General features: G+C 35.7%; 14 protein-coding genes. 6 read left to right on the top strand and 8 right to left on the bottom strand.

The genetic code is table 11. The features are described from left to right. The first annotated feature begins 11 nt into the window (after window positions 1-11). The 3 genes from DPQ89_RS17115 to DPQ89_RS18560 all read left to right on the top strand — a co-directional run bounded on the left by DPQ89_RS17115 (window position 12) and on the right by DPQ89_RS18560 (window position 1172). On the top strand, window positions 12-425 hold the full coding sequence (locus DPQ89_RS17115; RefSeq protein ID WP_127718253.1) for a cytochrome c: 414 nt from the start codon (window positions 12-14) through the stop codon (window positions 423-425). Between the two features lie 226 nt (window positions 426-651). Beyond that, window positions 652-1002, top strand: coding sequence for a recombinase family protein (locus tag DPQ89_RS17110; RefSeq protein ID WP_127718252.1), 351 nt, complete (start codon window positions 652-654; stop codon window positions 1000-1002). A gap of 2 nt (window positions 1003-1004) precedes the next feature. After that, entirely contained in the window at window positions 1005-1172 is a 168-nt protein-coding gene (locus DPQ89_RS18560; protein ID WP_164848500.1) for a hypothetical protein, read from the top strand. Between the two features lie 54 nt (window positions 1173-1226). Here DPQ89_RS18560 and DPQ89_RS17105 read toward each other — a convergent pair whose 3' ends face one another. From DPQ89_RS17105 to DPQ89_RS17090, 4 genes are all read right to left on the bottom strand, one after another. Further along, window positions 1227-1598: a VOC family protein gene (locus tag DPQ89_RS17105; RefSeq protein WP_127718251.1), complete on the bottom strand. Its 372-nt coding sequence runs from the start codon at window positions 1596-1598 to the stop codon at window positions 1227-1229. Window positions 1599-1613: 15 nt separating this feature from the next. Next, window positions 1614-2525, bottom strand: coding sequence for a GyrI-like domain-containing protein (locus tag DPQ89_RS17100; protein WP_127718250.1), 912 nt, complete (start codon window positions 2523-2525; stop codon window positions 1614-1616). Between the two features lie 108 nt (window positions 2526-2633). Further along, a complete protein-coding gene (locus tag DPQ89_RS17095) occupies window positions 2634-3455 on the bottom strand; it encodes an ImmA/IrrE family metallo-endopeptidase (protein ID WP_127718249.1) in 822 nt (273 codons plus the stop codon). Beyond that, complete coding sequence (locus DPQ89_RS17090; RefSeq protein ID WP_127718248.1) at window positions 3452-3814, bottom strand: helix-turn-helix domain-containing protein; 363 nt, start codon at window positions 3812-3814, stop codon at window positions 3452-3454. Before DPQ89_RS17090 ends, DPQ89_RS17095 begins: the two co-directional genes overlap by 4 nt. Before the next feature lie 128 nt (window positions 3815-3942). Between DPQ89_RS17090 and DPQ89_RS17085 the strand changes: the two genes are divergently transcribed. The 3 genes from DPQ89_RS17085 to DPQ89_RS17075 are packed head-to-tail and all read left to right on the top strand — an operon-like array spanning window position 3943 to window position 6703. After that, window positions 3943-5037, top strand: a complete 1095-nt coding sequence (locus tag DPQ89_RS17085) for a CBASS cGAMP-activated phospholipase (protein ID WP_127718247.1) — start codon at window positions 3943-3945, stop codon at window positions 5035-5037. Then, a complete protein-coding gene (locus tag DPQ89_RS17080) occupies window positions 5034-6053 on the top strand; it encodes a nucleotidyltransferase (RefSeq protein WP_127718246.1) in 1020 nt (339 codons plus the stop codon). The genes DPQ89_RS17085 and DPQ89_RS17080 overlap by 4 nt, the downstream gene beginning before the upstream one ends. Continuing rightward, the gene (locus tag DPQ89_RS17075; RefSeq protein ID WP_127718245.1) at window positions 6050-6703 is read left to right on the top strand and encodes a hypothetical protein; all 654 of its coding nucleotides are present in this window, start codon (window positions 6050-6052) and stop codon (window positions 6701-6703) included. The genes DPQ89_RS17080 and DPQ89_RS17075 overlap by 4 nt, the downstream gene beginning before the upstream one ends. A gap of 29 nt (window positions 6704-6732) precedes the next feature. Here DPQ89_RS17075 and DPQ89_RS17070 read toward each other — a convergent pair whose 3' ends face one another. Genes DPQ89_RS17070 through DPQ89_RS17055 form a run of 4 tightly spaced genes read right to left on the bottom strand, consistent with a single transcriptional unit; the run spans window position 6733 to window position 10296 of the window. Next, a complete protein-coding gene (locus DPQ89_RS17070; protein ID WP_127718244.1) occupies window positions 6733-7353 on the bottom strand; it encodes a hypothetical protein in 621 nt (206 codons plus the stop codon). Between the two features lie 38 nt (window positions 7354-7391). After that, a complete protein-coding gene (locus DPQ89_RS17065) occupies window positions 7392-7814 on the bottom strand; it encodes a hypothetical protein (protein WP_127718243.1) in 423 nt (140 codons plus the stop codon). After that, window positions 7811-8770: a zinc dependent phospholipase C family protein gene (locus DPQ89_RS17060; RefSeq protein WP_127718242.1), complete on the bottom strand. Its 960-nt coding sequence runs from the start codon at window positions 8768-8770 to the stop codon at window positions 7811-7813. The genes DPQ89_RS17065 and DPQ89_RS17060 overlap by 4 nt, the downstream gene beginning before the upstream one ends. A 17-nt stretch (window positions 8771-8787) precedes the next feature. Continuing rightward, window positions 8788-10296 carry a tetratricopeptide repeat protein gene (locus tag DPQ89_RS17055; protein ID WP_127718241.1) on the bottom strand — a complete coding sequence of 503 codons (1509 nt, stop codon included), beginning with the start codon at window positions 10294-10296 and terminating at the stop codon, window positions 8788-8790. Window positions 10297-10300 lie beyond the last annotated feature (4 nt).

The following is a 10300-nucleotide window of genomic DNA, read 5'->3' as shown; positions in this document are numbered from 1 at the left end:
TTGGAGATTATATGAAGCTAGTAAAACCATCTATCCTATTAATATTACTTACCTTATCTGCATTCGCCTCTGATAAGGCCCCTACACTCAAAAGCGTCATGCAAGGGCTGGGGGAATCAATGGATGAACTAAATCGAGGCATTTTTTATGAAGATTTTAAAATCATCGAAAAAGCCGCCTATAAAGTGGCAAATCATCCAAAGCCTAAATCTCAATTACCTACAGTAATCAAAACTCTCAATATAAGAATGCCTAAGTTTAAATCCTTTGATTCTAAAGTTCATGATTCGGCCATGGAAATCGTAGAGTTTGCTAAGAAAAGAGATATGGACAATATTCTAAAAAGACATAAGGTCATTATGAATAATTGCGTTGCTTGCCACACTCAATTTAGAAGTGAAATTTCCAAGGCCCTTTCTAATTAATTCGAGAAAAGTTCGACTAAGTCATACTGCTCATAGTGGTGAATTGCTAAACGAACTTTTCTTTTTCCTGTATTATTAATCATTTACAGTAACAAAGTTCGTCCAGCTGTTCGCCACTATCAATGGTGGACGATCTGAACCGCTAGACGAACTCTGTAACGCTGAACCGTATGTTCCTATTATCATTACTCATTTCTTCAATAAGCCTATTCAAAACAGCGGACTTTTGCGGAAGCTGTACCTAGAAAACGATCTTTCTAGCTATGAAATTCACAAAAAAACTAATTGGTCTCGCACTTCAATAAGCGATGCTCTCCGATCACTTGGAATTGCAAAAGCAAGCAGAAAAGCACCTATCCTCTCTTATGGTGAGAAGCTCATTGGGAATACGCGAGTTGTTCATAAAGGTGAACAAAAGATCATTGAAAAGATGATGGCCTTACTAGATCAAGGACAAAATTTCTCTCAAATCTCAAAATATTTAAATAACAAAAATATTCCAACAAAACGTGGTGGGTCATGGCACCCATCCACAGTCAAAGAAATCATTAAACGAAAACAAAAAAGGAAGGTGTAATCATGCGTGCAATAATTGAAATATTTCTTGCAATAATTTTTTCTGTAATCCTTGGCTCAGGATCACTCCATATTATTAATAACAAAGTTAAGAGAGAGGCTCTTATAAAAGTTCAAAAGGGACTTCCATCGTTAGAGCAGTTTTCAAAAAAGATAACGACTAAAAAATAATCATCTCTTTATTTATCAAGTTAATATATTTAATGCTTTGTAAAAGTATACTTTCTATACATGCTGATCAAACATTATCATATTTCCATCAGGGTCTTCTAAAGTAAAACTCCCTGGCCCGGAACTATCTTCTTCAACCTTGCTCTCCAATGACAATCCATGGGAGATTAATGATTTTTGAATTTCACGCACATCAGTAAACGAGTCCAGCTTACTCGCGTTTTCATTCCACCCGGGGTTAAATGTTAGAATATTTTTTTCAAACATTCCCTGAAATAATCCTATGGTCACTTTGTCATTTCTCATAATTAACCAGTTTTGAGTCGCATCACCATGAAATACTTCAAACCCTAGTCTTTCATAGAATACTTTTGAGGCCTCTAGGTCTTTAACACTCAAACTAACTGAAAATGCTCCCAATTTCATTCTTCCTCCATTCTTTTAATTAATAAGTTTCACTGGTAGACATAGCTCTAACTTAAAGTTAGACCAATCTAATGCCTTTTCTTTATTTAAAAATATTTCAAATGCAGGTGCATGTTCTGGTTCATACTTACTTTGAATTAACCAGTTACGAAAAAGATATTCCCATGCTGTTGCAACAAGTTTTATATCACCATTAACCTTAGTTACTGCATAGCTTCGAGAAGGGATTCTTGTTACTGATAATTCATTATTATTTTCAAAGTCTCCTTCACAAGCAAATCCAACTTCATAAGTGCAAAGATTTTTTGGCGTGATGGTAGGGTCGTTGAGTGACATACCAAACAAGATTCCATTATGAAAAACACCTGACTTTTTTGCCCAATCTATGATCTTAGAAAAAGCTTTAAGAACTCTGTCTCCTTCATAGGAGTTGGAAACTCTAATGTACGCAGTATTCCACTCAGGCAATTTTCTAATCTCTACCGGAAAAAGTTTTTCTTTTTCTTCAATTGTCATAGGAATAATGTACTCATGTTCTGGGAATAATTCTTTGCAAATCTTGCTATTTTTAAATTTTCCTGTCTTTCGATAATCATTTGGAGAATTCTCATAATTATTCTTAAATGATCTTGAAAATGTTGAAGAAGAAGAAAATCCACACTCTAATGAGATATCGACAATACTTTGAGTAGAATCACGCAATAATCGAGCTGCTTTTTCTAATCTTAGTCGATTACTAAAACTATTTAAGGTTTCTCCCTTAATCGCCCCGAAAATACGATGAAAATGAAACTCTGAAAGACAGGCTATTTTGGCCAGCTCTTTAATACTAAGTGATTGATCAAGATTGTCACCTATGTAATTAATAACCCGGTCAATTCGTTTAATATATTCTGGATTAACTTCCTGCAAAACATTACCTTCCAATAAGAATTAGCTCCTTATTCCTGCTTTAAATGCTTCTGGGCGAACTATTCTTTGTTTTATTCGACGGAAAAAATTCTAGAACCATTTTTCAAAAAAAAAATGAATAAACTATTTTTTTCCCCAATACATAGCCCCAAACTCACCTGAATCATTTTGATCATCTTCACTTAGTTCAAAAGAATCTTCTAAAAGACTATTGCCTTCATCCCAAAGCAAGACAAGATTATCTCCATATTGGTTTTCACCAAGTTGCCAATACAATAGTTGTTTATTTCTTATTTTCCAGTGGTCATACAACCAAAGATGTGCTGAAGACTCTTGCCACCCCTGAACCCCTTTTATTGATCTCAGAGTTGAGTCCAAATTGATATGAAAGTCATTATACTCAGCCTTGGTGTAACGATGAAGCTTGCTATTCTTGGTTACAACTAACCAGCATGTGTGAGACGATAATTTAACATATCTACTTGCCGTAGCCTGCAAAGACGCTCCAAATTTTTTAGATAAGTCCTTAATCAGTTCCCATGATGGTTCTTTTTGACCAATCTCTTTCAAAAAGAATTCTCGTGGCATAAGCAATTCAGATGCAAATTCATTGGCACGTATTTCCATCGGAGCTAATTTATTTTTTGATGCCTCGAAAGTTGTATCTTCACGGGTACATTGAAAACTCTTTTGAGAATTTATATCATATTGATAATGTCCAAGTTCGTGAGCACAAGTAAAAGCCTTTCTTCCTTCATCTTTCATATTTGAATTCACACTAATTACAGCATCGTTTCCCATGACAACAAGTGTGCCTTCAAATCCTTCGTGCTTTTTCTCGACGTATACAACACCGAGAGCTTCAGCAACTTTAACCGGGTCAACCGGAACTTGATATAGTCCAAAGTCTTCAAGCAAGTATTTAACATCCTTATCAATACTCATGATTTTTTCTTCGCCTTCAATATTTCAACAATTGATTTCATTTGATTTTGATCTTCGGGACTAAGATTTTTATAGTCTCTAAAAAAAGATTGAATATTTTCATCTTGGAGAAGATCGCTTAGCTCAGAATCATCTGAATTACCAAGAAGATAGTCCGTTGATACCCTTAACACCGAGGCCAATCTTCTTAAAACTGGAGTAGATGGAACACGTTCAGCTGCCTCTATTTGTGAAATTGCCGCCGGAGTTATTCCAGCATCAGATGCTAGACGAGCCTGAGTGAGTCCTAAATTTTCTCTAATACTCTTGATTCTATCCGCTACGCGTTGAGCGATTTCATCTTTCTTCATACTTCTCATAAAATCCCCTAGTTATAGGTTGTTATATCATGCACTTAACAGAAAGGATAGTTTTACTTAACAGTATGGTTGACATAGGACCACTCATGACGTTATCATTCTGTTAACACTTAGTTCACGGAGAGATTATGGTATCAGAGGGCAAGCAACATAAACCATTTAGAGCACTATCTTTAGATGGTGGGGGAATGAGAGGTCTGTACACAGCAGCGGTTCTCAATTCTCTTTCTGAAAGATTTGGTAATGGTTCAGCATTGGATATAGGAAAAGGGTTCGACTTAATCAGTGGTACAAGTACTGGGGCAATTCTCGCTACAGCAATTGCATCAGGAGTTCCGGTTAAAGAAGTCATTAAACTTTATAAAGATCAGGGGCCAACAATTTTCTCTAATCCTATTCCTCAAACAAAATTTAAAAAGATCATGTGGGGTTTAGGGAATCTTAGTAAGCCAGCTAATGGCAATGAAAACCTATCTTCTGCATTAACAAATATATTCAAAACCGAAACGATTGGAGAACTCTTTAACAGAAGAAAAATACCTTTATGTGTGGCCAGTGTTAATATTGCCACCCATAAACCAAGGGTATTCAAAACATCTCATGACCCTGAAAAAAGTGCTGACGACCAACGCCTATTAAGAGATATATGCCTTGCAACCTCAGCAGCACCAATAATTCTTCCAATCGCGGGTGTACCGGACCCATTAACAGATGGTGAATTATCGCATTTTGTTGATGGCGGTCTTTGGGCCAATAATCCCATCTTAATAACACTTGTTGAGGCATTATCTATTGCAGAACCGGATCAAGAAATTCAAATTATATCTATAGGAACGTGCCCTCCCCCAAGTGGAAGTTCTCTAATTCCAAAAGAAGCCAATCGTGGAATTGTTGATTGGAGCTTCGGGTTAAAGGCTTTAGAGTTATCCATGGATGCTCAAGCAAGTGGAAGCCTTTTTATTGCCAATTTTCTAGCTAGTAGCTTATCAAAACTCGGTAAGAAAATAAAAATTATTAGACTTGATCAATCTTCACCATCCGCTGAACAAGCAAATTTACTATCGCTCGATAATGCCAGCCAAAAAGCTTGCTCCACTCTAATACAACTTGGTCATTCCGATGGACTAGAGATTTATGGGAAAGCGACTCGACAAGATGGAGATTATAAAACATTAGAACAAATTTTTAAAAATATACCTAAATTTCATTCGGAGGATAAATGAGTATTCAAAGTTATTTCACTAAATTTCATAAAGAAATAAAAGTTGAAACAGAAGAGCTTCGAGAGAAGCGCGACATCATCGTTGATAAAATTAAAGCATCTCTGAAATCTGATGGTCATCCAGTACCTACTCCCTTAAACCAAGGAAGTTACATTTATGGAGTCGGTATAAAGCCCTTAAATGATGAGGAATACGATATTGACGTAGGACTAGACTTCAATATTTTATCAAATGACTATAAGGCAGCAGAAGTAAGAAAATGGGTTTATGAAGCTATTAATGGTCATACTAAAAATGTAGAAGATCGTGGCCCCTGTATTCGAGTTCGTTATGCCAAAGGTTATCATGTAGACCTTGTTGTTTATGCGAGACATTCTAATAGCCAAGATATCGAAGACTATCAACTTGCTTTCAAAGATAATAGTTGGAAAAATACTGCGCCAAAAGATTTAAAAAAATTCATATCAGATGCAAGAGAATCATTTAAGGATACAAAGGACTCATCTGGATCGGACCAACTTCAAAGAGTCACTCGATTTCTTAAAAGGTGGAACGATGAAGCGATTCCTAACGAATCTGATGATAAGCCCTCTGGTCTTGCTACTCTTTTACTTGTTATCGAAAGCCTTAAATCACCAAAGTTTGACAATGAAAATTTACCTTCAGACATTGAGGCTCTCATTTCCGTCGCGGAGTATGTAGAGTCAAAAAGTTATAGAGTATCAATAAAAAAACCTACTCCTGAGTATGAAGATATTTATGCAAAAATTAATGACGCTGCGATGGAAAAACTAATTAAACGCTATGGAAATTTGCTCACTGATCTTAAAAAAGCCAAAAATTTAGACGACGAAGATGCTGCTTTAATTCTTTCAGAGCAATTTGGAGAATCTTTTCCAACATCTCTTAAAAAATCGAACTCCGATAGCAACGAAAGTATTCGCGTCCAAGTTTCAGATATGAACACTGCGATTCCATCATTCAGTAAACCAGCAAGGCCCCACGCAAAAGTATGAAATGGTGGAAAGAGGATTCACAATTATATGCCAGTTTTAAAAACGAACTGGCAGCCTTTCCTTTTCTCGAATTAAATTTAGAGAATGGGAAAAATATTATAAGAGGACTCTGGCCGGTTTTTGGTGAGTCCAAGCTGATTACAAAATACTCCATAAAAATTGAAATACCTGACGACTATCCGAAATCAGTCCCTTTGGTTTACGAGCTTGAGGGGAAAATACCGAGAATCCCTGACAGGCATATCAATTATGATAATACATGCTGTTTATTTGCTCCTCCTGAAAGATGGGAGCAATGGCCTTTGGGCACAGGTATAGATGTGCTTCTATCCGGTGCTGTAAAGCAATTTTTCTTTTCCCAAGCTTATTTTAACCGAACAGGTGAATGGCCTTTCGGGGAATGGTTGCATGGGGATGTTGGTGTTGTTCAATTTTATTTTGAACGCCTTAATATTTCTTCTATACAAAAACTAAAACAATTACTAATTGCTTATCCTTACAGAACTCCTCCAAGAGGATGGAATTGCCCCTGTGGAAGTCATCGACCATATGAAGATTGCCACTGGAAATACATGAAACCACTAATTGATATTTTACCCGAGGAGGAATGGAAATATTTAATAAAAGTTTTAACGGGTATTAAAAGCTAAACAGTAGGGTTGTTGTTCTAAATAATAAATTATTTTAAAGAGAGCATATCTGCTTCAAAGTCTGAGAATTTTCTCCAATTAAGAAAATTTATTACCGCAAAGCCAAGATTTTTTGCATTATAATGAGCAAATTGAAGCCCAAACTCTCTAACAAGATTCTTAAAACACATTCTAACTGGTTTGTGAGTCTCCCCCTCCCAGTGAAGAGATTGGTTTCTCCCTTCCCAAATAATTGTCTTAAGTGATTGCGAGCCTAAACGTCTACCGTCAGGACAAGATTTAACACCATTATGTACAACACTGATACCTTGCTTTGCAAATTGAAGAAGTGTCCCTGATAGTGCATCAACTGAAAATTGTCTTGCAATGATTCTATACTCGAAATCTCTCGCTTCATCTCTTTTATCATAAAGTAATTCTTCTTCCTGAGAATAAAATGTAACGGGTCGCTTACCTGTCACCACAATCTTTCCGGTACTGAGATTATCAGGAAAAACAACGCCCTGACTTTCCCAATTCACCTTAAAAAGTTGAGACATTTCGACTTTTATAGACTCCAACTCTGCGTGTTCATGCCAAATAGCCGCGAGTATAGCATTAATTGCAAATTCACTTTCCTTTAAATATTCTTCCATTTTGATCATCTTCATTTTAGAAAATATACTTTGTTCATTTAATCACTATTTTTTTATTTCGAGTCAACAAATTCTAACAATGCTTCAGATAATGACTTCTGCTGACTAACCGATTGAATTTCAACTCCGTAGGGTATCGCCTGATCGCATGAATAAACATCAGCTTTAACAGACCTTAGGCAAACATAAAAGTCTCTATTAACTCCCTTAAGTGCAACCCGGGGATTACCTTCATCTAAAACAAGCTTAAGAGTTTCTTCTCCTCCAAGTAATTCTGCACGTAATTGAATAAGATAGTCATCACTGGTAAGAGTTGATAGATTCCTCTCATATTTACCTTTCCATAATTTTCCTGCAAGCCTTTTATTTATTGTAGTGAACTCCTCTCTAAAAGCTTTCTTAGAATCTTCCTTAAGTGGAAGAGCTGTACACGAACTTAAAAATAACGCTATTAAGAAAAGTATTGCAATTTTCATATGTACTCCCAATACGCCGCAGGCATATCCAAATTATTGCCGTCAGAACCGTTCTCTAAACTTCTTCCTGTATCTAAATTGATAGGTATTAAATTTGGTCGAGGCCCATTATTATAAACATATTCAAACAATCGAAGAGAAATTTTTCCAAAGACTTCATAATATTTTGGTAAACAATCCTTGAAGAAATGGACATCTCGACCCAAGAAGCTCTCAGGCCTTCCTTTGACATTTTTATTAGTAAGTAATGCTAATTTATTTTTTTCTGCTAATAGTTTTTTGAATGGAGGAAACAAATAATCTTTTAACCCCGGAAAGTTTGCATAAAAATTGTCACCATTATTTGCTGCGAAACTAAAAATACCTTCCATCCATTCTATCCATTGCGCTATGTCATTTGGAGTTATTGAGGTTTTATATGCTTCATTTGTTAATCTAGATAACATGATGGCCACTTCATCAATTCCTTCTTCTAATATATTGCTAATACCATCTTGAGCTTCGGAACTGTTTAAATCATCTCGCGTTATTGCATGAAAAAATAATGAATCAAGCTTCATTTCTAATACTCTATGTTCTTTTTCATTACCTTTATAATTGCCCACCTTATCTCTTATAAATGGGTGAATAATTCCATCTGCAACAATATGGGACATGAACCCTAAGAAAAAACAAAAAAGTTTATCTTTCACTTCTTCATTTTTCTCACCTCTAATTTCATCCATTGCTTTTGAAACTATTTGAGTTGAATCGTGCCAATGATATTTGTCAGCAACTGTCTGTTCAGAATTTAGAATGTTAGGTTGCTGCGAATAAGGTAGGTCAGGGCCTAATGCCCCTACTTGGAAATAATTTAATCCTGCCGATAAGAACATTACCAAATCGGAGTTCAAAACGTCTTCATTCTCTTCATCTAAAGTTCTTGCTAAAATAATATGAGAAAATCCGCTCGGCATAACACCATCCTTAATAATTATAGATTAAATTTTAATATTTTCTTGAAAAGTGGAGTCACCCGATAAAATTCTTTTCTGTCGAAGCCCTTGCCCTCTTCTTTAGCCTCAAGAAATCCTAAAGGAAGACAAATACGGCTCAAAAACCGAGTGCAAAAAGAATTAACAATTTCTTCTTCAGGGCCGAAGTAACTGGCCTCGACCTCATTAACTAACATCGGGAAAGCTTCAAGATAATATTTCCCAAGCTCCTTATCCAAAGTCCAGTCATGAGCCTTCTTATTAAGTAGATGTATATTAAAAATGGCACTTTGCTGAATCAGAGTGAGGTCTGAATAACCGTCACTATATCCCCAATTCCAATCATTAAAGAGAGTCCCCACCAATATTTTAAATAACTCTAGGTAGTTTTCTTTCTCAGTGATCTTTTCACCCTTTTTAGTTAATGAAAATTTACCACTTCGCTTTTTTATTAGCCCTGACATATCTAAAATATGTTTCAGTCTTGTTAACTGGGGTAGATCATCTTCCTTATTTGGTAGACGAGCATATTTCTCCTTAGAAAAATACTCATGATAGATTTCAAGAACAAAAGCTTTTGATAAGTTTCCCTTTTGAGTGGCCTTAATAAAACCGTCTGCTTTAATCTTACTCATAAAATAAATGGCTTGAGCAATAAAAGGCACACCTTTGATCTCATTAATGTCTTTACTCTCAAATTTAAAAATATGATTTTCTAAGCTAAAGGGTGAATATAAAACACCCTGCATATCATTAGGAGATAAACCTAAAAAAGGGCCAAGTCCCATACTGTTTTGATTAGCTGTAATGGCCCCAAGCTCGGCATTCATTTCATCAATAGATGAGAATTCCCCACCTTCAAAGTGCTGTTTTACCATACTAGTGAAATCTGATGCAGACTTTATATCACTACTTTCAAAATTTCTTTTGTCTGGAAAATCAATAAGATTGTCCTCCTCCTCTTCAATCGCCACCTTAGTCATCGCAATTGCATATTTTGAACTATCAATTAAAGACTGATCTCCTAGTTTTTCTCTTATCGCCAAAGCTTCTTCAAAACATTCCAAAGCCACTTCAAAAGAACAAATTTGGAAGTTAAATTTACCAATATGTTGGATTACAAAATGCAAGTAGTCGGAAACTTCCCTTTTTAACTCGCACATTTCTTCAAGATCATAAAACATCTCTTCGGCAATGTCGTAACGACCCTGCCATTGATATATGTGGGCCAAGCGAATTCCATTTTGCACCCAATATTTTATCCCCAAATCATGCTTATCAATCAGGGCCATAGCTTCATTTAAAAATTCTTCTGCTTGATTCAAGTTTTCAAGCATTCTAGAATAACTTCCAATTTCTCCAAGTACCTTAACGCGAGCTATTGGTTCTAGGATTTTCTCAAGCCCATTCACTTGTCTTGAAATATAATTCTTCATGCCTTGGACATCGTCAGGAACTTCGCGAAGTGAAGAGTTAAATAAATAATTTAAGTTAAATTTGTTCAGCATATCC

It is taken from the genome of Halobacteriovorax sp. HLS (assembly GCF_004006665.1).
In the GTDB taxonomy this organism is placed as follows: domain Bacteria; phylum Bdellovibrionota; class Bacteriovoracia; order Bacteriovoracales; family Bacteriovoracaceae; genus Halobacteriovorax.
The sequence above is the reverse complement of the archived record's forward strand: the minus strand, read 5'-3'. Positions and strand labels throughout refer to the sequence as shown.